A 25,293-nucleotide genomic window follows, 5' to 3' on the forward strand; every position below is an offset into this window, starting at 1 on the left:
CTTATTTGGTTATTAATAAAATTAAAAGTTTTATCTTTAGGTATTGTCTGATAATCAATTGCTTCTTTTGTATTTATATCTGCAAACAAACTAACAGCAACACCACTTAGCAACACTATACATAAAATTTTAGAAATCCTCAATTATTATTAATGTATTTTTTGCACATTTACACCAAAAGCTTTTATGTTAAGCACTATGTCATCGCCTACATTTAAGTCTTTTAGTTCATTTTTTGATAATACGACTTTGCAAAGCTGATTTGATACAAAAACTAAGACTACAAAGGCTGCATCTGTAGGTTTTATGTCTAAAATTTTTGCATTAAAAGCTAGTTTTTGAGAGCCTTGTTTTTTTAAGAACATCTCTCTTGGGGTTCCAGATTTTACTATCTTACCATTATCTAAAAAAAAGACTTTATCACATAATTTATAAATTTCAGCGACATCGTGACTTATTATTATGGTTGTAATTTTTAATTGTTTGTTTATCTTTATAAGATACTCTTGAAGTTTTTCACGAGTCTGGGCATCCAATGCACTAAGTGGCTCATCAAGCAAAAGTATCTTTGGTTCTATCATCAAAGCCCTAGCTAAAGCTACTCTTTGTTTTTGACCACCTGAAAGGTTTGTTATGCTTTGATTTTTCAAGCTTGATATATCCATTATATCTAGTAGTTCGTTTGCTAAGCTTATATCTTTTTTGGCAAAAAGTAGATTTTTTATCACACTCATATTTTCAAATAAGGCATAGTCTTGAAATAAAAATCCTATATTTCTTTTTTGAATAGCTAGGGATTTTTTATCCTTATAAAAAATAGTATCATTGGCCAAGATAGCACCACTATCAGGGGTTTCAAAACCAGCCAAAAGCCTTAGTATAGTTGTCTTGCCGCTTCCGCTTTTACCATAGATGGCTACAAACTCACCATCTTTTATACTAAGCTTTGCATCTAATAAAAACTTTCCATTAGCACTATTTAGAGTTTTTTGAACATTTATATCTATCATAAAATTTCACTTATATAAATTGATGTTGATTTTATATAGGCAAATACCATATCGTTAAGCTTTAAACTTAGACTTTTTGCTGATTCTGATGTGATGATACTTTCAAACTCAATGTCTTTGTATCTAAGCAAAATAACGGATAAAATTTTTCCTATTTGTATATCTATTATCTTACAATATATCTCATTTTTAATAGAAAAATTTTCAATCTTATTTTTAGATATAGATACATTTGAACTTTTAAAACCAAGCTTAACCTTATCTTTTGGCTTTAAGTTCACATTATCAAGTGATAGCATGGACAAAACTAAAACTTCATCTATACTAAATTTAACCAAGCTAACATCATCAAATGTTATTATTTTTTCAACTATAGCTTTTATCATTTAGGTGTTATATATCCGAATTTATTAAAAATATCTTTTGCATTATCGCTTAAAATAAAGTCATAAAAAGCCTTTGCTTCTTTGTTATTTTCAGCCCTTTTTAGCAAAACCATACCTTGGTCTATAGGCTTATATAGATTTTTATCAACAAAAACATAATTAACACCCTCTTTATACTTTGACATTTTCTTATCATACAAAGCACTAGCAGCTATAAATCCAATATCAGCAGCACTTAAAGCTTGCGAAAGTGTCTCTGAAATTTTTTGAGTATAGATTATCTTTTTTTCTATATATTTAAAAAGATTTGCATTTTTTAAAGCCTCCATACTAGCCTCTCCATAAGGCGCACTTTTTGGATTTGCTATAGATATGGTTTTTACATCTTTTAAAACATCAAGTCCTTTTTTTAGTTTAAAATCCCTTACAGTAAATATAGCAAGAGAGCCTTGAGCATATACAACTGGCTTAGAAACACCAAATCCACTCTCATAAACCTTATCTGCAAAACCCATATTTGCAGCCATAAATATATCAGCCGGAGCTCCGTTTTGTATCTGAGAAGTAAGTCCGCCACTAGAACCTAGACTAAGTTCTACTTTTGTATCTGGGTAAAGTTCGTTAAATTTCTTCAAAAGCTCTTCAAAAGCATAAGATGTATTTGCTGCAGCAAGCACCCTAATCTCCCCCGCAAACAAAGCACAAGCACTAATCGCTAATGCAATTAAAATTTTTTTCATTTTTACACTCCTATTATAATGTCTGATGATTTGACCAAAGCTTTTAATTTATCTCCAACACCTATTTTTAGTTCCATAACAACATCTTTTGAAACTATCGCACTTAGATTTTGATAATCACTCAAACGTATTATCACATCTGCATTTTTAGAGCCTATTTTTACAGATATAACCTCGCCATTTAGTTGATTTATACTATCATCTTTTATAACCTCATCTTTTTTTACAAGGCTAACACAAGGTGCTTTAAAGATAAAAACAACTTTTTTACCAATGATAAGATTTAAATTTTTTTCACTTTCAAGGGTAATACTAGAATGCAAAATATCATCGTTGCTTAATTTTGCAAAAATCTGAGAGCTAACCGCACCTGATTTTACATCTACTATCTCACAGTTTAGCTGATTTCTAGCACTCAGGTTGTTGCTTAGTCTAGAAAAATTTATTATTTCAGAGTTTGAAATATCAAGATTTTCACATACCTTTGTTAAAAAATCATTTTGTAAACCAAGCAACTTTTCATAAATTTCAATCATCTTGTGGCCGTATTCGGTTAATTCTGTGCCACTATTTTTTTTCCTTCCATTTGCTCTACTTACAAGTGGTTTATCGCTTTTGTTATTTAATATATCTATACTATCCCAAGCATTTTTATATGATATACCAATAGCCTGAGCGGCTTTTGTTATACTTTTTGTAGAATCAATGGCTTTTAGTAATTTTATATGTTTTTGTAAAACAGATACATTATCGCCTAAAAAAATTTCCAAATCAATACTAGCTTTCATAAAAAACACCTTATATATAATTAAATAATTTTAAAAGTATAATTTATTATATATACAAAAATGCTTAAATTTCAAAAAGTTCGTATTTTAATTTTTTAAAGATTTCTTGTTTTTTGGTAGCTTCTTCTAAAAACTGAGTATCTGATGTAGAGCTAACAACACTATCTAATTCATCTATCATAATATCACAAATTAGGCGTATTCTTTCTTTATTTGCTATACCAACCTTACCTTTTGAGATATCTTGTATCTTTTTTAGATACTCATTGGCTTGTGATATATATCTTTTGTATTTGAGTATATCTTCATTTTTTTTAAACAAAGACTGAGCCATTTTATTGTATTTATCAAGTTCGTATGATTTTTTGCTAAGTTCGTATGATTTGTCATAATTTTGTAGTTCATAATAAAATTTAGCTTTAAACGAAAGTTGGTAAGATTCATTTGTAGCAAAAAACAAAGCACAAGCACTTAGTATCAAAATAACTACAGCAACAGGCAAGGTCTTATTAAAAAGCATAGCTTATCTTTCAATGCTTTTTAGCATTTTTAGACCACCATTGTTTTAGGTTTAGTACAAATTCTTCTTTATGTTCTAAAATGCTTTTGCCATTAGGATTTTTTTCACTCTCAAGCCACATCTTAGTTTGAAGCTCTTCTTTTGCGGCATCAATATCAAGTTCATTAAAGCTCAAAGGCTTTGAGAGAGTAAAATTTATAGTAGAAAATGGCTTTGGAATTATCATTTTATCCCAGCTTCTTAGTTCCCAAAAAGAGCTTGCTTCGTAATTTAGGATATAAATATCTCTGTTTGTTTTTTGAGCTATTGCAATAGCCCCATCGGCTATACTATGTCTTGGTCCACGAGGACCATCTGGCGTAATGATAATATCAACACCCTCTTTTATATTTTTTAGTGCGTTTATCAAAACTTTAGCACCACCTTTTGAGCTACTACCTCTTATTGTAGATATGCCAAAAAATTTAATTATTCTTGTGATTATCTCGCCATCTCTATGATCACTTATAACAACCTTACCTTTTCTTTTTTTGTTAAAATCACAAGTCCAATACCTAAGGTAAGCAAAGCTCATAAAAGCCAGTCTTGAATGCCAAAATACAACAACACAGCTATCATTTGGAAGTTTATTTTTTGAATATGTTTTTTTACAAGTTAGAAATATAACCCAAACAAGTAGATAAAAAACATATACTATCAAATTGATAAATATGCTTTTTTTTATTCTACTATATGAGGTTTCCATATAAGACCATTCTTTTTGGATTGTCAACACGGACTTTAAGGGTCTTACCTAAAAGCTCCTCGCTTCCGTTTACTTGAACCAAAAAGTTATTAAAGCTCCTACCGGCTACTCCACCATTTGCGCGCAACTCTTCAAAATAAACATCAAAAATTTTATCTTTTTGAGCAGCTACAATCTCATCTAGAATTTCAGTATGCCTACTTTGTAAAAAAGTAAGCCTTTTTGAAGCAATATCCTCAGGAACTTGATTTGTAAACTCAGCCGCTTTTGTCATAGGGCGAGGAGAGTATTTAAAGCTAAAAATTTGTTCAAATCTAACTTTTTCTATAACGTCCATTGTATCCATAAACTCTTCATCGCTCTCGCCAGGAAAAGCAACTATAATATCAGTGCTAATACTAACATCAGGGCAAAGCGAGCGAAGTTTTAAGGCTCTATCTAAAAACCACTCCTTTGTATATCCCCTTTTCATCTCTTTTAAGACTTTTGTATTTCCACTTTGAAGTGGCATATGCATTGATTTACAAATTTTATCATTTTGGCTAAAAACTTCTAAAAATTTATCATCCATATGCAAAGGATGAGGACTTGTAAATCTAATACGTTCTAATCCATTTATTTCACTTAGTTTTACCAAAAGATCGCTAAAATCAATTTTTTCATGGCTACTTGAAAATCTTTTACCATAGTTATTTACGTTTTGACCCAATAAAAAAATCTCTTTTGCACCACTATCAATAGCTTTTTTTGCTTCGTTTAGAATTAAATTTAAAGGTATTGAAATTTCATCTCCACGAGTATGAGGCACTATACAATAGGTGCATTTTTTATCACAGCCTATTGATATATTTATGTATGACTTAAATGGAGAGCCTCTAAACTCGCCAAAAGCATAATCACTTTCATCGTAATTTATATCAGTACTTACAAACTTTGGGGTATTTACAGCGGTTGATATTTTACTGATATTTCTAGCCCCTAAAACAAAATCAACATAAGGGGCCTTTTTAAATATCTCACCTCCAAGATGACTAGCTGTACAACCACAAACACCTATCTTCGCACCTTTTTTCTTTACTTTTTCAAAAGCACCAACCTCGCTAAAAAGCTTATGCACAGGCTTTTCTCTAACCGAGCAGGTGTTTATAAGTATTAAATCAGCATCGCTTATATCTTGTGTTAATTCATAATTCTCTTTGCTTTTTAGCTCTGCGATCATATGCTCGCTATCACGAACATTCATCGCACAACCCAAAGTTTGAATAAAAAGCTTTTTACTCATTATAATATATGCACTTCATACATATAGTCTTTATCATCAAGACCATATTTAACAACACGATGATAAACACTTAGACCTTTTTCTTCAAAAAACTCAACTAATTCAATAAGTTGTTTATGACTATTATCTTTATCAAAATAAAAAATTTTCTGACCCTCTTTACTTACGGCAGCTTCAATCTTGTCCAAAGATATTGTTTTTGGCTTTGAACTAAGCTCGGATCTTGCAAGTTTTAACTCCATTTTTTATCCTTCCTTATAACTTTAAGCTGATTAGTATATCAAAAATGGCATAAAACATATATTAAAGTTTTTATTAGTAACAAAATTGTATAATCAGCACAAATCTTCAAAATTTTAAATTCCCTAGAATTTATCATTTATGACTACAAGTGGAGAAAAAATGGAAAGAATTTCAGATATCATAGAATCAATAGCAAATGAAAAAAATTTGGATATAGAAGATGTAAAGGAGCGTGTAAAAAGGGCTCTTATAAACACAGCAAAACATGTTTATGGTCACAACTACGAGTATGATGTTGCCATAGATACCAATAAAACAATAAAACTATATCAAAAAACAACAATTGTTTATGATGACGATGAGAGATTGGAAGAAGACAACGAACATTTTATAAGCCTAAAAGAGGCAAGAAATATTGACAATAGTGTTGAAGTTGGCGATGAGCTAACATATGAACTAAGCCTTGATAATCTAGGAAGAACAGCTGCACAAACATTGCATAAAGAGCTTGAGTATCATATCCAAAGGCTTGTTGAGGATAAAATTTTTGAAAAATACAACCAGATGCAAGGACAGATAGTTTTTGGAACTGTTGTAAGAGTTGATGAACAAGAAAATACATTTATCGAGATTGAAGAGTTAAGAGCTATTTTACCAAGAAAAAATAGAATAAAAGGCGAAATCTTTAAGGTAGGAAATGTAGTAAAAGCCGTTATAAGAAAAGTATTTGCTGACAAAAATTTGGGCATAAAAGTTGAGTTAAGCAGAACATCTCCAAGATTTTTAGACGCTCTTTTAAAGGCTGAAGTACCAGAAATAAACGATGGTGGAATCATAATTCAAAATAGCGCAAGAATACCGGGGGAAAGAGCTAAAGTAGCGCTTTCATCAGTATCTCCTATGATAGATCCAATTGGCGCTACTGTTGGAACAAAAGGTGTTAGAATAAATGCTGTAAGTAAAGAGTTAAATAATGAAAACATTGATGTAGTTGAGTATTCAAGCGAACCTGTTATTTTTATAACAAGAGCTATGAGTCCGGCAATAATTAATTCAGTTACAATAGAAGGACAAAAAGCTATAGTTTCTCTCGTAAGTGAACAAAAAAGCAAAGCTATAGGAAAAAGTGGTATTAATATAAGGCTTGCAAGTATGCTTACCGGATATGAGATAGAATTAAGAGATCTTGGAACAAGTTCTTCTGAATCACAAGAGTCAAATACTATGACAAAAGATTTAAAAGCCTTATTTGGGGATTTATAATAATTATTTTATAAAATCAGTGGTAAAACCACTGATTTGTTTTTACATTTTTTTAAACACGTAAAACTTAGCCATAGGTCCTGTAACTTCTTTACCTTCAGCATCTAGCATTTTTAAACTTTTATTATCCACTCTAAACATACTTGTTTTATTGTATTTATTTACAACTGTAACGATATCACCTTTTACACTATAAGTTCCGCTTGATTTTTCTGTATATTGTTCACCGCCTTTATACTCCATTAAAGACTCGAAATTACCATCATTTTTTAATACTAAAGTAGTATCTATAGCTTCGCAAGAAGCGCAAGGTAAGACAGCCTTATAAACACCAGCAACACTATACATATCGTAACTTGAAACAACTTTATCTTGCATATCGTTCATAGAAGAACTACTATTATTCATAGCGCAACCTGCAAATAAAGCAACTGTACAAACAGCTAAAAAACTATTTTTTATTTTCATCAAATATCCTTTTTTAAAAAATTTTACGTTATTATATTCAAATGTCTTAAAAATTAGATTAATAAAGCACTATTTATTTATATTTTTTGATTTTTTTGAAGCTAAAATCACAGCATCTATAACCAAACCCCTAAAACCACCATTCTCCAAAGATCTTACGGCCTCTATTGTGGTGCCATTAGGAGAACAAACTTTGTCTTTTAAAACAGATGGATGCATACCTGTTTTATTTATCATATATGCGCTTGAAGATACTGCATCTGCTGCTATTTTTATAGCCAAATCTTTTGGTAACCCCTCAAATACACCACCATCAGCCAAAGCATCTACAAACATACAAACATAAGCCGGAAGCGAACCTGATATACCTACAAATGCATGCATTTGTTCTTGGCTTATCTGATAAACTACACCAAAACTTTCAAGAAGTTTTATTGTATTTTTTTTATCATTTTCATTGCAATTTTCGTCAAAACAAACACCAGTTACAGATCTTAAAACACTAGCTGGTGTATTTGGCATAGCTCTTACTACTTTTGTATCTAAACCAAGTATATCTTTAATATCTTCTATAGTAATACCGGCTGCTATACTTAGCAAAATAGATTTTTTATCAAAAAATGGCTTTATTTTCTCTAATAATTTAGGATAAGAGTTTGGCTTAACGGCTGGAATTAAGATATCAACAACCTTTGCAACACTACACTCATCATCACATATATTTACACCAAGCTCTTTTAATCCATCTAGTTTATTTTCACTTTTATCAAACACAAAAATATCTTGTGCTTTTACGAAATTTGAGCTGTTTATGCCATCTGTTATGGCTTTACCCATATTTCCAAAACCTATAATTCCTATTTTCAAAATTACTCCCTTATTTGTCCGCTACCATAAACTACATATTTTTTTGAAGTAAGTGCTTCAAGACCCATAGGTCCTCTAGTATGCATTTTTTGAGTAGAAATTCCTATCTCAGAACCAAAACCAAACTCTCCACCATCACTAAATCTAGTGGAGGCATTTGCATACACAACAGCACTATCTATCAAATTTAAAAATTTATTTATATTATTATAATCTTTACTCAATATACTTTCTGAATGATGAGTTGAGTTTTGATTTATATATAAGATAGCTTCATCTATATCTTTCACTACTTTTACAGATAAAATAAAATCCAAAAATTCAGTAGAGAAATCCTCTCTCGTGGCTTTTTTAACATTATCAAACCCTTGAAAATTTTCAAATATTTTTTCATCTATTCTAAACTCAACATTTTCAAGTAAATTTAGCAATATAAGCAATATCTTCTCAGCTATGCTTTCATGCAAAACCAGGCATTCAAGCGAATTACAAGTGCTAGGTCTTTGTGTCTTAGCATTTTTGATAATTTTTAAAGCATCATCTATATCAGCACTCTTATCAACATATATATGGCAAATCCCCTCACCTGTTTGAATAACTGGTATAGTTGAGTTGTTTTTTATATAATCTTTTAATTTAGCTCCTCCACGGGGTATTAAAACATCTATAAATTTATCTTGTTTTACAAGCTCATCAAGCTCGCTCTTATCAGAACCTATTATCTGCAAAAACCCATCAGCAAGACCAAATTTTTTACCTATATCACGAAAAAGCTCACATAAACACAAATTTGAATTTATTGCATTTGATGAACCGCGAAGTATAAGTGCATTTTGGGTTTTTAGTGCGATAGCTGCTGAGTCTATCGTAACATTTGGTCTGCTTTCATATATCATAGCCACTACGCCAAGAGGAACACTTACCTGTGTTATTTGCATACCGCTTTGGTGTTTAAATCCATCAAGTATTTTTCCTATTGGATTTTTTTGATTTGCTATTTGCAATACACTATCAGCCATACTTTCTATACGTTCATTATTAAGAGTAAGCCTATCTATCAAAGCTTCACTTAAAGAACTCTCTCTTGCATTTTTTATATCTTTTTTGTTTGCCTCTTTTATAAGCTCTTTTTTAAGCAATAGCTCATTTGAAACAGCTCTAAGTATCTCATTTTTTTTACTTTCTGATAAACTTAAAAGTTCTTTACTTGCACTTTTTGCCAAAGAAACCATATCTATTATCTTGCTCATTTTTTAACCTTTGCCTAAAACTATATTATCTGCATGCATTATATCATCTTCATATTTATAAGCTAAAATTTGCTCTATTTCATCACTCTTTTTGCCTTTTATTAATGAAATTTGTTTTGAAGAATAATTACTTATGCCACGAGCTATAATCTCTTTATTATTTAAAATCTCAACGATTTCTCCTCTGTGAAAATCACCAATAACATCTAAAATTCCAACAGCAAGCAAGCTTTTGCCAGATTTTAGAGCGAGTTTAGCTCCATCATCAATTACAACCTCTCCTTTATTTTTTGCGCCATAAGCAAGCCAATATTTTTTCAAACTAACCTTTTTATCATTAGCCAAAAACAAAGTACCCTCATTTGAATCTTTTAAGACATTTAACAAAACATTATCTTTTTTACCATTTGCGATTATTAAATTAGTTCCTATTTGTGAAGTCATTTTGGCTGATTTTATCTTTGTTTTCATTCCGCCTGTACCAAATTTACTGCCCTCATCTCCAGCCATTTTTTCAATATCTTCATCTATATTTTTTACTAAATTTATAATCTTTGCATCTTTGTATAAATTTGGATTTTTATCATATAAACCATCAATATCGCTTAAAATTATAAGCAAATCAGCATCAATAAGACCAGCCACCAACGCACTTAATGTATCATTGTCCCCTACTTTTAACTCATCCGCGACAACGGTATCGTTTTCATTTATGATAGGTATGATATTTTTTTTCAAGCAATGCCGCACATACATTTCTAGCGTTTAAATATCTCTTTCTGTCTTCAAAATCACCACGAGTAAGCAAAATTTGTGCTATATTTTTTGAATAAGCCCAAAATATCCTCTCATAAAGATGCATAAGCGCAACCTGCCCAACAGCCGCAAGTGCTTGTTTTTGGTTTATATTTTTTGGTTTTTGAGCGATATTGAGTATACCCATACCAGCACCAACTGCGCCTGATGTTACTATAATTACTTGCTTGTTATCATCACATAGCTTGCAAATATCGGCTACTATATTTTTTATCAAGCCCTCATTTAAAGAACCATTTTCGTTTGTAAGAGTTGAAGTTCCTATCTTAATAACAATTTTTTTAGAATCTTTTAAAAGCTCTTTACGCATAGCATATCCTATATATCTATTTCTATTCCAACTGGACAATGATCGCTTCCTATTATATCACTTAAGATAAAGGCATTTTTAAGCCTATCTTTCAAGCCTTGTGATACGAAAAAATAATCAATTCTCCAACCTACATTTTTAGCCCTAGCACCAAAGCGATAACTCCACCAAGAATAAGCATCTATTTTATCTGGGTTAAAATGCCTAAATGTGTCTATAAAGCCATTTGATAAAACCTCATCTATCCAAGCTCTTTCAATGGGTAAAAATCCTGAAGTTTTTGAATTTGCCTTTGGGTTTTTAAGATCAATCTCTTGATGTGCGGTATTTACATCACCACAAAAAATAACATGCTTTCCACTATCTAAAATTTCATTACAATATTTTAAAAATGCGGCATAAAAATCCATCTTGTGTTTTAAGCGCTCATCATCTTTTTGACCATTTGGAAAGTATATATTAAAAAGAACAATATCACCAAATCTATGCTCTAAAACTCTGCCCTCGGTATCATCAAAAAATTGAGATTTTAAACAACTTGTTTGAAATTTACTAAGGCTCATAACCCCAGAATAACCGGCTTTTTGAGCTGAGTTTGAGTTTATTTCACTAAAACCAAGATTATACATTTGCGCTGGTATATCATCTTGTTTTGCCTTAATTTCTTGAAGTGCTAAAAAATCAGGCTTATGCTCATCCAACCACTCAAACGCATTTTTGGACACCACAGCACGAAGACCATTAACATTCCAACTTATTAATTTCAAATTTAATCCTTTTTTATTTGTTATAATACCGTTTAAAATTTAATAAATTAATAAGTGAGATATTTTGAACGATATAGAAAAGAGTATTTTTTCAGCGATTCATGGAGAGAAAAAAATACAAATTATAGATTTTTTGATACAAAATATAGGCGAACATGGTTTTATAAATTTAAAAATAGATGAAATATGCAAAGCAACTAACACAAGCAAACCCACAGTTTTACAGACATTTAAGCTTTTAGAAAATGCAAAAGTCTTTAAAAAAATAAAAAATGGAGTGTATGAGCTAAAAACCTTCTAACAAGATAGAATAAAGCTCATTTACATCACTCTCATCAAGCATTAATGTGCTTTTATTATCAAAAAGATATTCTATTTTTTTAAGCTCAAAAGAAAATTTATTTAAACAATTTTTATGTCCTGGCAAAAGACTACGAGCAAAACATACATTATCACTTATAACCTCATCACATATAAAGCATTCAAACTCACTATGAAGCCTACCCTCATGTTCTAAAATTTTAACATAAGATTGTAAAATCAATCGCTTTGGATTTTGTTTATCCATCCTTTTTGCACAAAAATCAATCTCATTAAAATAAATTTCATCAATATCTTCAACATCTTTTAAATGCATATATAAAAGTCTCATAAACTGTTGCCAAACTATAAATTTTTCCCTATCAAGTAGCCATTTAAAACCCATATGCAAAACAGTTCTTAAATGAGGTAAGAAATTCATACTACTTATAAGTTCAAAATCTATTTTATATCCATTCACTAAAATAGAATGTCTAGCCCCATAAAACCTATATGATTTTACAACAAATTTATCGGTTAATATATAAACAATAAGGTCTTCTTCTTTTACCTTTTGAGTATGTAAAATATAGCCTTGCATAAAAACTTAGAAAAATTCTTCAATTCTTTTTTTAATTAGTTCAGCTTGTTGTATTCTGTTTATTTCATTTCTAAAAGAAGCTGCATCATCCATGCCTTTGCTATATCTATGTAAATGCTTTCTAAAAATCACAGTTCCTTGATCTCCATAGTATTTAAGCATAGAATCAAAATGAGCCAAAATAATGTCACGCTTAAGTGAGTCTGATACTTGATTTTCATTTTTTATCTGTGAAAATATCCAAGGATTTCCGATACTAGCTCTGCCTATCATAATCCCGTCAGCATCTGTTATATCTAGTACTTGTTTGTAGTTATCAAAGCTAATGTCGCCATTTGCTATAACTGGAATTTTAACACTTCTTCTGGCTCTAGCTATGGCTTCATAATCTACATCTTGCGTATATCCACCGGCTCTAGTTCTTCCGTGAATAGCTATATAATCAGCTCCAGCTTCTTCACAGGCTTTTGCTATTTTTTCTGGTATTTTTTCATTAAAACCAAGTCTTACTTTAACACTAGTTGTTTTTTTATTTGATCTGTTTTTAATGATTTCAACAACTTTTTTTAAATGATCAAGATCTTGCAAAAGTGCTGAGCCACTTTTTTGCCTTACTACTTTTGGCACAGGACAGCCGCAATTTAAATCAATTCCATCAATTCCATCAATTTTATTTAAAATTTCAACAGCCTTTTTTACCACATCCAAATCAGTCCCAGCTATTTGAACTATATACGGATCTTCTAATGGTGATTTTTGTATCATTCTTAATGTTTTTGAGTTTTCATAAACCAAAGCATTAGAACTTATCATCTCACTAACTGTAACATCGCAACCAAATTGCTTAACAACCTCCCTTAATGGAAGGTCAGAAAAGCCAGCTAAAGGAGCTAAAAATAATACTTTTTTACTAAAATCAATCATTTAAAAAACAGTTCGCTTGAAATATTTTTATTGTTCTCTTTTAAAAATAAAAGTATTTTTATCTCAGCAAAATCATCAGCGTCAGTGCCTTGTAAATACTCTCTTAATTCATCCAATAAAACAAGTTCATAAAGCACATACAAATATGCCTTTGTAGCATTTTGATGATCATGCTTTATCTTTTCAAACATGCTTTTATATGATTCTGGTTTTAACTTAGTTTTTAAAATCATAGCTGCTTTTAGGTATTGCTCTTGATTAATACCTTGATTGTTTAAAATTTCATAAATTTCATCTGATGTCATATTTATATCATCATCACAATATCTTTGAAGAACATTTACAATATAATCTGTTTCTTTACTATTTAGCATATATCTTCTTATATCAGCAAAGCTTCCGCATTCTATTAATTTATTTAAAGCTGCTGCATCAATAAGGTCATTAAAACTATCTCGTTTTAAAATTTCCAAATAATAATCTTTTAATTTTTCAATCTTATTTAGTTCATTTTGTATAAACAAAGGATTATCTTTTGAAAGTCTATATTTTTTAAGATCAACTATTTCTCCAGCTTTTACTGATTTTACATTTTTTATAACCGTATCTAGCTCAGGATTATCAATCTCAATATTTTTATACAACCCCCAAGGAGATAATATTCTAGCTACAGCTGAAGAAGTTTTATGAAATTCTGTTCTAAATTCTTTATTACTAGGTAGTGCTAAAAATATCTCTTTAACAAACTCATTATAAAGACTTGTATCTCTTTTTATAAAATGTTTATATCTATAAAAGCCGATACTATGATAAAATATATGCAATGTAGCCAATACAGCAAATAAAGCTACAGGCAAAACAAACCAAATTGCTATTGGCAACTCAAGATTGTAGCTAAATACATTAATACTATAATTACCGTTGTTTAAAACATAAACTATAGCTGCAACTAGCAACAAATATATAAAAGAATACGCAATAAATGATCTAGTCTTCATAATCAAACTCCTTTATTTTGTAGATGTTTTTTCAACTATCTCTCTACAAGATATACAATACCTAGCATGAGGCTTAGCCTTGAGCCTAGCAATAGAAATATCTTCTTCGCACATTTCGCATATACCATATGTTTTATTAAAAATCTTACTTAAAGATCTATCTATTTCATCAAGCTCAAATTTTTGTTTTGAAGAGATAGATTGTTCTATTAATTCATCTGTATTTATAGATGCTATATCCATCTCATCACTAACGCCACTACCACGCAAACCATGAACCTCTTGGACAGCATCTGATATATTTTTCTTAATTTGCCATTTTCTATCTTCAAGCATTTTTTTAAAATAATCTAAATCATTTTGAGTCATCTATTTCCTTATTTATGATATGGGTGATTTGCTTTTATACAAAGACCTCTAAAAATTTGTTCAAACAAAACAAGTTTTGCTATCTTATGAGCCATAGTAAGCTTACTTAATCTAATAACTAAATTTGACTTGGACTTAAACTCTTCGCTTAATCCATAAGCGCCACCTATAAAAAATTTTATATCTGAATTTTGATCAAAAATCTTAGCAAATTCCTTGCTAGTAAATTCCTTTCCTCTTTCATCAAGAGATACACAAAAACCTCTCATGCTTGGTAAATAAATATCATCATAGGCCTTATAAGCCTCTTTTTGTCCTATGCTTTGGGCTTTTGCAATTTTGTCATTAAAAATTATATTATCATTTATTTTTGCATATTTTGATGACATTTTAATATAAGAGTCTATCTCTTCTTCAAAATTACCAAAACGACTTTTTTGTATACTAAAAACTGAAATTTCCACCAAAATATCCTAATTTTTAATGCTTCTAATTATCCTAAATTTCATCATTCTTGCAAAGCAAATCTATTATATCGCTTAAATATTTTTTATGCTCACTTCTAGGAACTATTGCATCAATCAAACCATGTTCTAATAAAAACTCAGCCCTTTGAAAGCCTTCTGGCAAATCAGCACCTATAGTTTGCTTAATAACTCTTTGACCAGCAAATCCTATAAGGGCTCCTGGTTCTGCTATGATTATATCTCCAAGCCAAGCAAAAGATGCACTAACTCCACCCATAGTAGGATCTGTTAATATGGAAATATATGGAACTTTGGCCTCATCCAGTAACTTCAAAGCAGCAGAAGTCTTTGACATTTGCATTAGCGAAAATGTGCTTTCTTGCATTCTAGCACCACCAGATGCGCTAACTATAACAAGTGGTTCTCTTTTCTCTAAAGCTCTTTTTATAGCTCTAACTATCTTTTCACCTTCAACTGATGCCAAAGAGCCACCCATAAAAGAAAAATCAAACACCACAAGCTGTATGTTGTGACCGCCACATTTAGCCTCTCCAGATATCACAGAGCTAAAACGACCAGTTTTATCTTCGCCTTCTAATATTCGCTTTTTATAAGATTTTTTATCTACAAATTTAAGCGGATCTACCGGTTTTAGCTTGGAATCAAACTCAACAAATGTATCTTCATCACATATCAAATTTATTCTATCGTGCGGATTTAATCTCATATGATAATTACATTTTGGACAAACATTATAAGAAGATTGAACCTCTTTATAATACATAAGAGCACCGCAATGATCACACTTAACCCAATGGCTAGGAGCCTCTTTTGGGTCTGGCTGTGTCTTTCTTATTTTAGAAAATATATCAATAAAACTCATATTTACAACCTAACTTTATTAAAGAAAATTGTCCGATTATATCCTAAATTTTCTTATCTTTACTTGTATTTTTCAATTTTATAAATTTTAAACCTCAAAAACATGCCTTAAAATCTCATCTTTTTTATCTATAAATTCTTTGCTTATGCATATAAAAAACGGACTTTTTAATTTTGTAACACTATAAGTCATTGGCTCTTTTGTATAAACATCGATAGCAATTCCACCACAAGATCTCATCAAAGCATCTCCAGCACAATTATCCCAAATGCTACTAGGTCCCATTCTTAGATAAATACCACTAGTTTCAGCCAAACGACAAAACTTTATAGCCGAGCCAAGTTTTTGTGGTCTAAAACCGAGCTTATTCGCCAAAGAATTATGCTTTATGTCATCTGACTGATGGCTAGCATAAACAATGCCCTTATCACAGACAATTTCATTTAAATTTATTACGCTATTAACTTTATAATTATTGTCTAATTTTTCTTTAAATGCACCGTTTTCACTACCATAAAAAAGCTCATTCGTCATTGGTATAAATATCACGCCTAGTATTGGAGTAAAGTTTTTCACCAAAGATATACAAATACAAAACTCACTACTTTTTTCTATAAAACCACTTGTTCCATCAAGTGGATCTATAAGCCAAAACATATCTGAGTTGTTTGTTAAAATTTTCTCTTCCGAACAAATAGGAATTTTAGTTTGTTCAAGTATTTTGAAGATAATGTTATTAGAGGCAATATCCGCTGTTGTTACAGGAGATTTGTCTTTTTTTAAACTTACTTCAAAATCATTATAATGTCTTAAAATTTCAAACCCGGCATTTATAGCTGCTTGCTTTGCTAAAAAAAGCAACTCATCTTGGTGCTTTATCTGTATCTCCTATGTATAATTGTCTTGGTCTAACTATCTTTATAGTATCTTGTTCTTTAAGTTCCATCCACTGGCTTATCCAACCAGGAGTTCTTCCTATAACAAAAATAACAGCAAACATATCATTTGGAATTCCAAGTGCTTTTAGAATAAGCCCAGAATGAAAATCAACATTTGGATAAAGGTTTCTTGAAACAAAATACTCATCGCTTAAAACTATCTCTTCTATTTTATTTGCTACCTTTATAAGTTCTGAGTTTATACCTATCTCATCTATAAGCTCATCTCTCATTGTCTTTAAAACTTTGGCACGAGGATCAAAATTCTTATAAACTCTATGCCCAAATCCCATAAGCCTAAAAGGATCGTTTTTGTCTTTAGCTCTTGCGATATACTTATCAACATTTTCAACACTACCTATCTCTTCCAGCTGTCTTATAACGCCTTCGTTAGCACCACCATGAGCCCAGCCCCACAATGCCCCTATTCCTGCTGATATACATGCGTATGGATGAGCATGAGTTGAACCAACTGTTCTAACAGTTGTTGTAGAGGCGTTTTGTTCGTGATCTGCGTGAAGCATAAAAACAGTATCTAAAGCCTTAATTTCAATAGGTTTTAAATCAACATGTTCGTAAGGATAAGCACGCATCATATATAAAAAATTTTCAGTAAATCCTCTGTCTAAATTCGGATATATAATAGGATATCCTCTTGAAAAACGATAACTAAAAGCAGCAATAGTTGGTATTTTTGCTATTATCCTCATAGCCATCTCTCTATACTCCTCTGGTTTATCCATATTTAAATGATCAGCATAAAAAGCAGAAAGAGCTGAAACAGAGGCTTGTAAGATAGCCATAGGATGAGCTTTACTTGGAAAAGCATCAAAAATTTTCATCATACCTTCATGTATATATGATCTTTTTTTAAGCTCATACCTAAAGTTATCGAACTCATCTTTAGTTGGTAATTTTTTATTTAAAAGCAAATAAGCGACATCTAAAAATGTTTTATTTTTAGCAAGATAGGCTATGTCATAGCCTCTATACATCAACTCACCTTTTAAACCATCTATATAAGTTATGCTAGAACGGCACATAGCTGTAGATGTATAACCACGGTCAAAAGTAAACATGCCTGTTTTGGAAAAGAATGATGATATATCTATCGCATCAGGACCTTTTGTCCCTTTTAATATATCAAATTCATAACTTTTACCATTTCTGTTGTCAATAAGAGTCGCTGTATTTTTCATGCTAAAACCTTTTTCTCTGTTTTTTGTTTTGTGTTGGCTATGATTTTTATACACACAAGCATAATTATAGCCTGAAGTAAGCTAGCAAGTATAAAAGATGAGTAATTTTCATCACTTATATTGCCTGCACTGTGTGCTATGGTAGCAAATGCAACTAAAAGCGTAAGCGGCATAGACTGAGAAAGTGAATACAAAATCATATCTTTAAAACTTAATATTCTTACAAATACCAAACTCGCAACAATGCGACAAATAAGCATTAAAAAAACAATAAAAAAGGCATATGTAACAACTGAACCTATAAGCAAATTATTAAGCTTTAGTGTTGTTCCTATATAAACAAAAAATATAGGAACTAAAAATCCAAATCCAAAACTACCAAGCTTATGTGGTAAATCTTTTTTATGATCAAAAAAGGTTGCTATAAACATACCTGCTATAAAAACACCAAATGCTATTTCAAGTTTTAGATATATCATGAGTGCTATCATTGCAAAAAACAGTGCTATGCTTAGTCTTATGTCTTTTTCGTTTTTATCATAATGAGGCATAAATATCACTTTTAAGTTTGGATACCACCAAAAAATAACAACCAATAACTTATATCCAATAGAACTAATAAGCAAAAACCCAATCAAATAAATAATGCTAAACCAAAACTCACTTGATGAACCAAATTCCAAAAATGAAGCTGTAAAAGTTAATATAACTATACTCACAACCTCTCCAATAGAGCCTATCAACATACTTAGATTTAGCCATTTAACATCTTTGCCATACTCTTTAAAAAGAGTAAAAATCATACCAACACTCATTATAGGTATTATGATTATAAAAATTTTATTAAGATTTAAGGCAAAGGTTACAATACTAGAAAGAACATAAAGAAGTACGATATATAAAAGTCCTTTTTTTATAGTGTTTTTATCTGCGCTTAAAACAACTCTTAAATCTATTTCCATTCCGGCTAAAAACATCAAAAACAAAAAAGCCACATGGCTTACCATTTCAAAAGTTTCATTATGCTGTATAAAGCCAAAATATCCAGCCAAACTTCCAAGTAATATCTCAATTGGAGCAACCGAAATATTTAGTAACCTAGAAAAATAAGGCGATGAAAAAATTATAAAAGCTAAAGCTATTAATATAGAAAGTCCATCATGCATGTAATTATCCAATAATTATTATTTATAATAAAAGCAATTATTATATCTTATATAATTATAAATTTATATAAATTGATAATATTTCAAACTTTTAAATTATAAAATTTTAATTACTCTGTGATGGATAATATAATTACCAATTAGGATTTTAATTAACGTTACAATAATATATTATTATTTATGAATTGGATTTTATTACAATTAAAGATATATAATATAACTTCAAAAAATAATAAAACCCAACAAAAAACTAAAAAATATATCAATACTAATTAAAAAAAGTATCTGTATGTATATTTTCAAATGCAGCTTTTAAAGATAAGAAAAGCTTTGGATTTTCTTTTTCTAAGCTTGCTAATAGTGCCTTAGTCTCAGCTCTTGCATGAGGCATCTTGACATCAAATCTCATTGCAGGACAAGCCTCATCTCCAACAACTGTTAGATTGTTTCTTATAGCATTTTCCCTTAAAGCTCTTTCTCTAACAAATATAAAAGGCCTTATTACTTCTATCCCATTTTTTGCTTTATATTTTGGAGCAAGAGTTCTTAATGCACCATTGTATGTAAAATTCATAAAAAAGCTTTCAGCGGCATCATCGAGATGATGAGCTATAGCTAATTTATTGAAATTATTATTTATAGCATATGTGTATAGATATCCTCTTCTCATTCTTGAAAAAAAACTACAAAAACTAGAGTTTTGTCTAATCTTTTCTTTAGAAATTTCAAAGATAGAACTATCTATAACTTCATGTTCTATACCATGTTCGTTACAATGCTTAGTTAGATAATCGTAGTTTTCGCCCATACCATAGCTTAAAGTTACAGCCTTAAACTCAAATTTATCTGGCGAAACATTTTGTATATGCTTTAAGACATGAGCTAAGGCCAAACTGTCCTTGCCGCCGCTTAAACCTAACAAAATTCTATCGTTTTTTTGTATCATCTTATATTTGGCATTAGTTTTACCAACTTTTGATAACAATTTTTTACTAATATCAATCATAATTCTTCAACCATACTTAAAACAAACTCGGCACTAAGCTTAGCTGAACTTTTAAGAAATTCATCAAAATCAAACTCAGCACCGCCACCAGCCTCATCACTTATCGCTCTAAGCATAAAAAATGGAATACCTAACTGTTTGCAAACTTGTGCAACACTTGCACCCTCCATCTCAACTACATCCGCCTTAAATGTATCTTTTATCCAGTCTTTGATGGATTGTTTACATATAAACTGATCGCCTGTTGCTATAATTCCACTTTTTAAATCTATAGACTTATTGCCAGCAACTTTTTTAGCTATCTCGTTTAATCCATCATCTGTTTTGGTAAAAATTTCTATACCAGGAACATATCCATTTGGATGTCCAAAAGCTGTAATGTCGAGGTCGTGTTGGGCTAGTGATGTAGCATAAAACAGATCACCGATTTTCAAATCATCCCTTAAAGCACCAGCAACCCCTGTAAAAATGAGTTTTTGTGCTTTAAATCTTTCAATCATAATACTAGCAGTTATAGTGGAATTTACCTTGCCTATCTTAGAATAAGCCACTACTATATCTTTGCCTTTATAGTTTGATATATAAAATTTATTTGTAGCATACGATATAGTTTCATAATTTTCAAGAGATTCTAAAATAGGTGTTATTTCTTCTTCCATTGCTCCAAGAATCGCTATCATTTACCCTCCAAAAAATCAATCACTTCATCCATACTTTTTACATCTGTAATGCTTAATGTTGGCTTATTTGTGATTTTCTTATTCATTCCTTTTAATATATTAGAACCTATTTCAATAAAACAATCAACATTATTTTCAAAATTCTTAATACTTTGTTTATATAAAACAGGTGAGACTAGTTGCTGTTTTAGCAATCCTAAGGCATTTGTTTTTTCTGTGTATACATTTGCATTTGCATTTGAGACAACAGGCAAAAAAGAATCTTTTATATATAATTCAAGTTTGCCATATAGTTTATCACTAGCACTTTCTAAAATAGGACAATGGCTAGCTACCGACATATTTAAAAGCATAGTTTTTTTTGCACCGGCCTCTTTAAAAGTTGGTTGAAGTGCATCTAGATCATCTTTTATGCCAGCAACTACTATTTGCCTATCACAATTATAGTTTGCAGCATATACTTGCTTTCCTTGCAATAATGCATTTTTACAAATATCTTCTACTTTTTGATCATCTAACCCTAGTATCACCATCATACCAGCACCTTTGCCATCGCAAGCTTCTTGCATAAATTTGCCTCTTAAATTCACGATTTTGATACCGTCTATAAAATCAAAAGCACCATTTACGCATAACGCACTAAATTCTCCAAGAGAGTGTCCTAAAGAAAATTCCTGATTAAGCTCTATCTTTGTTTTTAATGCTTCATAAGTCATTAATGAGTTTAATACTATTGCAGGTTGGGTAAATTCGCTAATATTTAATTCTTCATTTTCTGCAAAAAGTAATTTTTCAAAATCAATATCTAATGACTGACTGGCTTTATATAATAAATCTTTAGATTGTTGGAAATTTAGGTAAAAATCTTTACCCATTCCAACATTTTGAGAACCTTGACCTGCAAATATAAAAGCATATTTTAAAGACATTTTTAATGATGTCCTCCGCAGCAGCCACCTTCTTTATGATCATGGTGATGCCCATGTCCTCCACAACAACCGCCTTCTTCGTGGTCATGATGATGTCCATGTCCTCCGCAGCAGCCACCTTCTTTTTCTCCATGACTACCACAACCGCAACTATGTTTACCAGCAACTATTCCGGTAGCTAGTTCATCCTCGCTAGCATCTCTTACTTCTAATATTTCTACATTAAAAAGTAAATCTTTGCCAGCATAAGGATGATTAAAATCAACCATTACTTCATCTTCGCCTATTGCTTTTACAATAACTCTAACATTTGAACCATCTTCGCCTTGTCCAAACAATTCCATGCCTTCTCTTAATTCGATGCCAGCAAATTGCTCTTTTGGTAGGGCTTGAACTGCAGAGCTGTCGTATTCCCCGCAAGCATTAGCAGCTTTTATTGTTATAATTGTCTTATCACCTTCTTTAAGCTTTAAAATTTCATCCTCTAAATTTTGGATAATATGACCTCTTCCAGTCATAAATGAAATCCCACCATTTTCCATATTTGTTTCTAATACTTCACCAGTGTTTGCATCTTTTAATTCGTAAAACATAGTTATTACTTGATCTTTGTTCACAATAATCTCCTTAAATTTTTGATAATGGTTGAGATTATATCTAAAAAAGCTTAATTATTTTTTTACTATTTTCTATCTGGAGATGCTTGTGCTTCTTTTGTTTCTGGATATCCAATTTTTAGAGCTTTATAGAATCTATTAGCACTGCTAGTATCACCAACTTTATCAAAACTTATGGCGGTATGATATAAAAGTTTTGGTAGATAAGATGCTTTATCATCCATTTCTATACTTTTTTGGTAATATGCTATAGCATTGGCATATAGTTTATTTTTATATTCTATCTCACCAAGATAAAAATTGGATGTAGCTGGTCTATTGTTTTTTTCTATTAAGTATTCAAAGTGTTCTTTTGCATCATCTAGTTTATTTTCATTAAATAATTTTACAGCATTTTTATATATATCATTATTGCTTTTGCTAGAAAAATTATTCTTATTTGATTTAGTAGTTACTTTTTTTTCTTCTTTTGGTTTTATCTCTTTTTTGTCTATAAGAGTTCCTAACTGTTTTAGTGTTTTTGTTATTTTTGTGTAATTTTTTTCTTGAATTTTTCTTGTTTCTTCTACATATTGCTTTAGTGATTCAAATGAGGTATTTGAAGAGTTAAGATCGCTTAGCATTCTAGAGTCAATCTCATTAAGGCGTTGCTCTAATTTATAAATTCTAGCACTAAGGCTTTCAACAATACTTTGTAAACCTTGTATTTGTTCTTGATTTGTATTTAAATTTGATTCTAGTGTTGCTACATTGTGCTTGTTTTTTAAAACCTCTTTTTCACCTTCTGTTAACCCGTAAGGATTAGCTGTATCTAAATTTCCAGCATTAAATACAGAAATTTCACCTGCCAAAGAAGCAGCGGTTATAGAGCTTATAACCGCTAATGAAAAAATATTTTTTATCATAGTACTAAAAAATTAAGGTAGAACTTTAAATTCAACACGTCTATTTTGAGCATCGCAAGATTTTGATTTGCTAGCGCAAACTGGATTGCTTTCACCATAGCTTACAACTGATATTCTATCTGCCGAAACACCATTTTTTACTAGAGCATCTTTTGTGCTTTTTGCTCTTTTTAAACCAAGTGCGTAGTTATACTCATCTGTTCCCCACTCATCGCAGTTTCCTTCAACTTTTATAGATAAGTTGTTTGCTTGTGTGTTAGTAAATAAAGCAGCATTTAAACTAACTTTTCCTTGTTGATCAGCTGATATATTAAACTTATCAAAATCAAAATATATATTTTGAACTTTTGATTGTACGCTTGATATTAGAGCATTTAATCTATCGGTATCACTCATTTCGTACACAACTTCCTCAGCAGTTGATGGTTCTACAACGTCAGCACTCATATCTACCTCAGGGGTTTTTTGAGAACATCCAGCAAATAGCAATCCAGCCACAGCTAAACCAGTTAATAATACATTTTTCATAAATTTATACCTCTCTATGTTTGAAATTTATAATATTATATCACAATTTAAAATATATTACCAATCTATTGATTGAATTTTTCCTATTTTTAGTGGAAATTGAAAACTTTTATTTTCATTAATCCTAATAACACCTAACGAACTTTGGCTTCCAATTTGTTTTATAAATACTACGCTTTCTCCATCGCTTGAAAATCTAGGATAATTATTTTTTCCATTTGCCGTTAGTTGTCTTATAAAGTCTGTTTTTGTTGATATCATATAGATATTAAATGAATTACTTGGATCGCTACTATTTTCTCTACTAGAATAAACTATGTAATTTCCATAAGTAGTTACTGAATTGTTATTTTTTCCATGAAAGACCATTTGCTCAACACTTTTTGTATATATATCTGTAGCAAAAATATTTGGATAACCAAGTCTGTCAGATACAAAAACAATCCTGCTGTCGTTATCAACAAAGTTGCCATTTACATCTATGCCGATATAATTTGTTACTTGATTTAAGCTTTTAGTTTTTAAATCATATACATAAATATCTGGCTGATCTTGTGGAGCCATCGTTAATAAAATTTTTTGACCATCCTTGCTAACATCTGAAGCAATTAACATACCATTGCTATCAATTATTTTTGTTTTATTTCCATTAGTTAGATTGTATCTAAAAAGCGTAGGTTTATTATTTACATATCCAGTGTAGTAAAATATGCTTTGTTCTTTATTGCCCCATTTTGGAAAAATATTTAATTTACCACCTATTATTGTTTTTTGATATGTCAATGTATAGTCAGCCACAACTATATCACTCTCTTTTGCTGATGTGTATTTTGAAAAAATTATAAATTTTTCCATCCATTCAACAGATGGTAGATTTAGCTCTTTTGTTAGATCAACTATACTTTTGTGAGCTAAAAATGGATATTTTTCACCATTTAAAAGATAATTTTTTTGATACTTAGTTAAACCTGTTTTTGCGTCTATAAGTTTTGTTTGGAGTGTTATATCAGAATCGATAGAACCTTGTAGGGCATATCTAAATATAAATTGAGTTCCATCGTTTAATACATTTGTTAATTCATCACCTTCAAAGTTGGCAATATTTTCACTTTTAATGATTTCAAAATCAGCACTAACTTTTAAATCCCCAAGCATAATTTTAAAAAATTTCTCTTTTAAATTAAGATCTTGCATATTCTCACTAGCATCTTGAAGTGCTATTTTTGGCAATGCAATGCCTTGATTTATAACAGATATTGTTGCATCAGAAGCAAACATAAATGTTAACATAATATGTAAAGCTAAAATAATTTTCTTCATATATACTC

At 30.5% G+C, this 25,293-nt stretch carries 32 protein-coding genes; 2 read left to right on the forward strand and 30 right to left on the reverse strand.

Features of this window, described 5'->3' with window-relative positions; translation table 11 throughout:
- Positions 1 to 149 precede the first annotated feature (149 nt).
- The 8 genes from CPIN18021_RS06130 to CPIN18021_RS06165 form a co-directional block, all read right to left on the reverse strand.
- Positions 150 to 1,010: an ABC transporter ATP-binding protein gene (locus CPIN18021_RS06130; RefSeq protein WP_078424654.1), complete on the reverse strand. Its 861-nt coding sequence runs from the start codon at positions 1,008 to 1,010 to the stop codon at positions 150 to 152.
- Positions 1,007 to 1,396, reverse strand: a complete 390-nt coding sequence (locus CPIN18021_RS06135; protein ID WP_078423577.1) for a TOBE domain-containing protein — start codon at positions 1,394 to 1,396, stop codon at positions 1,007 to 1,009. The genes CPIN18021_RS06130 and CPIN18021_RS06135 overlap by 4 nt, the downstream gene beginning before the upstream one ends.
- On the reverse strand, positions 1,393 to 2,136 hold the full coding sequence (modA, locus tag CPIN18021_RS06140) for a molybdate ABC transporter substrate-binding protein (protein ID WP_078423578.1): 744 nt from the start codon (positions 2,134 to 2,136) through the stop codon (positions 1,393 to 1,395). The genes CPIN18021_RS06135 and modA overlap by 4 nt, the downstream gene beginning before the upstream one ends.
- Before the next feature lie 2 nt (positions 2,137 to 2,138).
- Positions 2,139 to 2,924: a TOBE domain-containing protein gene (locus tag CPIN18021_RS06145; protein WP_078423579.1), complete on the reverse strand. Its 786-nt coding sequence runs from the start codon at positions 2,922 to 2,924 to the stop codon at positions 2,139 to 2,141.
- Positions 2,925 to 2,988: 64 nt separating this feature from the next.
- Complete coding sequence (locus CPIN18021_RS06150) at positions 2,989 to 3,444, reverse strand: hypothetical protein (RefSeq protein ID WP_078423580.1); 456 nt, start codon at positions 3,442 to 3,444, stop codon at positions 2,989 to 2,991.
- A 10-nt stretch (positions 3,445 to 3,454) separates the two neighbouring features.
- Positions 3,455 to 4,144, reverse strand: coding sequence for a lysophospholipid acyltransferase family protein (locus CPIN18021_RS06155; RefSeq protein WP_226995905.1), 690 nt, complete (start codon positions 4,142 to 4,144; stop codon positions 3,455 to 3,457).
- Positions 4,145 to 4,172: 28 nt separating this feature from the next.
- Positions 4,173 to 5,474: a tRNA (N6-isopentenyl adenosine(37)-C2)-methylthiotransferase MiaB gene (gene miaB / locus CPIN18021_RS06160; protein WP_193431660.1), complete on the reverse strand. Its 1,302-nt coding sequence runs from the start codon at positions 5,472 to 5,474 to the stop codon at positions 4,173 to 4,175.
- Entirely contained in the window at positions 5,471 to 5,713 is a 243-nt protein-coding gene (locus CPIN18021_RS06165; protein ID WP_069632526.1) for an HP0268 family nuclease, read from the reverse strand. The genes miaB and CPIN18021_RS06165 overlap by 4 nt, the downstream gene beginning before the upstream one ends.
- Before the next feature lie 160 nt (positions 5,714 to 5,873).
- On the opposite strand from CPIN18021_RS06165, the gene nusA reads away from it, so the two are divergent.
- On the forward strand, positions 5,874 to 6,977 hold the full coding sequence (gene nusA / locus CPIN18021_RS06170) for a transcription termination factor NusA (protein ID WP_078423583.1): 1,104 nt from the start codon (positions 5,874 to 5,876) through the stop codon (positions 6,975 to 6,977).
- Between the two features lie 42 nt (positions 6,978 to 7,019).
- Here the strand turns inward: nusA and CPIN18021_RS06175 are convergent, their stop codons facing one another.
- The 6 genes from CPIN18021_RS06175 to CPIN18021_RS06195 all read right to left on the reverse strand — a co-directional run bounded on the left by CPIN18021_RS06175 (position 7,020) and on the right by CPIN18021_RS06195 (position 11,455).
- Positions 7,020 to 7,445 carry a copper resistance protein NlpE gene (locus CPIN18021_RS06175; protein ID WP_078423584.1) on the reverse strand — a complete coding sequence of 142 codons (426 nt, stop codon included), beginning with the start codon at positions 7,443 to 7,445 and terminating at the stop codon, positions 7,020 to 7,022.
- A 69-nt stretch (positions 7,446 to 7,514) separates the two neighbouring features.
- Positions 7,515 to 8,312, reverse strand: a complete 798-nt coding sequence (gene proC, locus CPIN18021_RS06180; protein ID WP_078424656.1) for a pyrroline-5-carboxylate reductase — start codon at positions 8,310 to 8,312, stop codon at positions 7,515 to 7,517.
- 2 nt (positions 8,313 to 8,314) lie between these two features.
- On the reverse strand, positions 8,315 to 9,562 hold the full coding sequence (locus tag CPIN18021_RS06185) for a glutamate-5-semialdehyde dehydrogenase (protein WP_078423586.1): 1,248 nt from the start codon (positions 9,560 to 9,562) through the stop codon (positions 8,315 to 8,317).
- A 3-nt stretch (positions 9,563 to 9,565) separates the two neighbouring features.
- On the reverse strand, positions 9,566 to 10,300 hold the full coding sequence (proB, locus tag CPIN18021_RS06190) for a glutamate 5-kinase (protein ID WP_236844860.1): 735 nt from the start codon (positions 10,298 to 10,300) through the stop codon (positions 9,566 to 9,568).
- Positions 10,269 to 10,688: an amino acid kinase family protein gene (locus tag CPIN18021_RS09085; RefSeq protein WP_236844861.1), complete on the reverse strand. Its 420-nt coding sequence runs from the start codon at positions 10,686 to 10,688 to the stop codon at positions 10,269 to 10,271. The genes proB and CPIN18021_RS09085 overlap by 32 nt, the downstream gene beginning before the upstream one ends.
- Positions 10,689 to 10,696: 8 nt before the next feature.
- Positions 10,697 to 11,455: an exodeoxyribonuclease III gene (locus CPIN18021_RS06195; protein WP_078423588.1), complete on the reverse strand. Its 759-nt coding sequence runs from the start codon at positions 11,453 to 11,455 to the stop codon at positions 10,697 to 10,699.
- 64 nt (positions 11,456 to 11,519) lie between these two features.
- Here CPIN18021_RS06195 and CPIN18021_RS06200 point away from each other — a divergent pair, with 64 nt between their 5' ends.
- On the forward strand, positions 11,520 to 11,756 hold the full coding sequence (locus CPIN18021_RS06200; protein ID WP_078423589.1) for a replication/maintenance protein RepL: 237 nt from the start codon (positions 11,520 to 11,522) through the stop codon (positions 11,754 to 11,756).
- Here the strand turns inward: CPIN18021_RS06200 and recO are convergent.
- The 16 genes from recO to tolB all read right to left on the reverse strand — a co-directional run bounded on the left by recO (position 11,742) and on the right by tolB (position 25,285).
- On the reverse strand, positions 11,742 to 12,356 hold the full coding sequence (gene recO, locus CPIN18021_RS06205) for a recombination protein RecO (RefSeq protein ID WP_078423590.1): 615 nt from the start codon (positions 12,354 to 12,356) through the stop codon (positions 11,742 to 11,744). The genes CPIN18021_RS06200 and recO overlap by 15 nt on opposite strands.
- Before the next feature lie 6 nt (positions 12,357 to 12,362).
- Complete coding sequence (locus CPIN18021_RS06210) at positions 12,363 to 13,280, reverse strand: tRNA dihydrouridine synthase (protein ID WP_078424657.1); 918 nt, start codon at positions 13,278 to 13,280, stop codon at positions 12,363 to 12,365.
- Positions 13,277 to 14,278: a uroporphyrinogen III synthase HEM4 gene (locus CPIN18021_RS06215; RefSeq protein ID WP_078424658.1), complete on the reverse strand. Its 1,002-nt coding sequence runs from the start codon at positions 14,276 to 14,278 to the stop codon at positions 13,277 to 13,279. The genes CPIN18021_RS06210 and CPIN18021_RS06215 overlap by 4 nt, the downstream gene beginning before the upstream one ends.
- Positions 14,279 to 14,290: 12 nt before the next feature.
- Positions 14,291 to 14,647 carry an RNA polymerase-binding protein DksA gene (gene dksA / locus CPIN18021_RS06220; protein ID WP_078423593.1) on the reverse strand — a complete coding sequence of 119 codons (357 nt, stop codon included), beginning with the start codon at positions 14,645 to 14,647 and terminating at the stop codon, positions 14,291 to 14,293.
- 8 nt (positions 14,648 to 14,655) lie between these two features.
- Positions 14,656 to 15,111: a 23S rRNA (pseudouridine(1915)-N(3))-methyltransferase RlmH gene (locus tag CPIN18021_RS06225; RefSeq protein WP_078423594.1), complete on the reverse strand. Its 456-nt coding sequence runs from the start codon at positions 15,109 to 15,111 to the stop codon at positions 14,656 to 14,658.
- A 34-nt stretch (positions 15,112 to 15,145) separates the two neighbouring features.
- Positions 15,146 to 15,997 carry an acetyl-CoA carboxylase, carboxyltransferase subunit beta gene (gene accD / locus CPIN18021_RS06230; protein WP_078423595.1) on the reverse strand — a complete coding sequence of 284 codons (852 nt, stop codon included), beginning with the start codon at positions 15,995 to 15,997 and terminating at the stop codon, positions 15,146 to 15,148.
- Positions 15,998 to 16,084: 87 nt separating this feature from the next.
- On the reverse strand, positions 16,085 to 16,858 hold the full coding sequence (locus CPIN18021_RS06235) for a 3'(2'),5'-bisphosphate nucleotidase CysQ family protein (protein ID WP_226995906.1): 774 nt from the start codon (positions 16,856 to 16,858) through the stop codon (positions 16,085 to 16,087).
- A 1-nt stretch (position 16,859) separates the two neighbouring features.
- On the reverse strand, positions 16,860 to 18,134 hold the full coding sequence (locus CPIN18021_RS06240) for a citrate synthase (protein WP_078424659.1): 1,275 nt from the start codon (positions 18,132 to 18,134) through the stop codon (positions 16,860 to 16,862).
- Complete coding sequence (locus CPIN18021_RS06245; RefSeq protein ID WP_078423598.1) at positions 18,131 to 19,300, reverse strand: cation:proton antiporter; 1,170 nt, start codon at positions 19,298 to 19,300, stop codon at positions 18,131 to 18,133. Before CPIN18021_RS06245 ends, CPIN18021_RS06240 begins: the two co-directional genes overlap by 4 nt.
- Before the next feature lie 268 nt (positions 19,301 to 19,568).
- Positions 19,569 to 20,306 carry a tRNA 2-thiocytidine biosynthesis TtcA family protein gene (locus CPIN18021_RS06250; protein WP_078387909.1) on the reverse strand — a complete coding sequence of 246 codons (738 nt, stop codon included), beginning with the start codon at positions 20,304 to 20,306 and terminating at the stop codon, positions 19,569 to 19,571.
- Positions 20,303 to 20,986, reverse strand: a complete 684-nt coding sequence (locus tag CPIN18021_RS06255) for a 5'-methylthioadenosine/adenosylhomocysteine nucleosidase (protein WP_078423599.1) — start codon at positions 20,984 to 20,986, stop codon at positions 20,303 to 20,305. The genes CPIN18021_RS06250 and CPIN18021_RS06255 overlap by 4 nt, the downstream gene beginning before the upstream one ends.
- Positions 20,983 to 21,915 carry an ACP S-malonyltransferase gene (gene fabD / locus CPIN18021_RS06260; protein WP_078423600.1) on the reverse strand — a complete coding sequence of 311 codons (933 nt, stop codon included), beginning with the start codon at positions 21,913 to 21,915 and terminating at the stop codon, positions 20,983 to 20,985. Before fabD ends, CPIN18021_RS06255 begins: the two co-directional genes overlap by 4 nt.
- Before the next feature lie 2 nt (positions 21,916 to 21,917).
- On the reverse strand, positions 21,918 to 22,532 hold the full coding sequence (locus CPIN18021_RS06265) for an FKBP-type peptidyl-prolyl cis-trans isomerase (protein ID WP_078423601.1): 615 nt from the start codon (positions 22,530 to 22,532) through the stop codon (positions 21,918 to 21,920).
- Between the two features lie 65 nt (positions 22,533 to 22,597).
- The gene (locus CPIN18021_RS06270; protein WP_078423602.1) at positions 22,598 to 23,437 is read right to left on the reverse strand and encodes a tetratricopeptide repeat protein; all 840 of its coding nucleotides are present in this window, start codon (positions 23,435 to 23,437) and stop codon (positions 22,598 to 22,600) included.
- A 12-nt stretch (positions 23,438 to 23,449) separates the two neighbouring features.
- Positions 23,450 to 23,965, reverse strand: a complete 516-nt coding sequence (locus CPIN18021_RS06275) for an OmpA family protein (RefSeq protein ID WP_078387914.1) — start codon at positions 23,963 to 23,965, stop codon at positions 23,450 to 23,452.
- Between the two features lie 57 nt (positions 23,966 to 24,022).
- The gene (gene tolB / locus CPIN18021_RS06280) at positions 24,023 to 25,285 is read right to left on the reverse strand and encodes a Tol-Pal system protein TolB (protein ID WP_078423603.1); all 1,263 of its coding nucleotides are present in this window, start codon (positions 25,283 to 25,285) and stop codon (positions 24,023 to 24,025) included.
- Positions 25,286 to 25,293 lie beyond the last annotated feature (8 nt).

The organism is Campylobacter pinnipediorum subsp. caledonicus, assembly GCF_002022005.1.
Taxonomy (GTDB): Bacteria; Campylobacterota; Campylobacteria; order Campylobacterales; family Campylobacteraceae; genus Campylobacter_A; species Campylobacter_A caledonicus.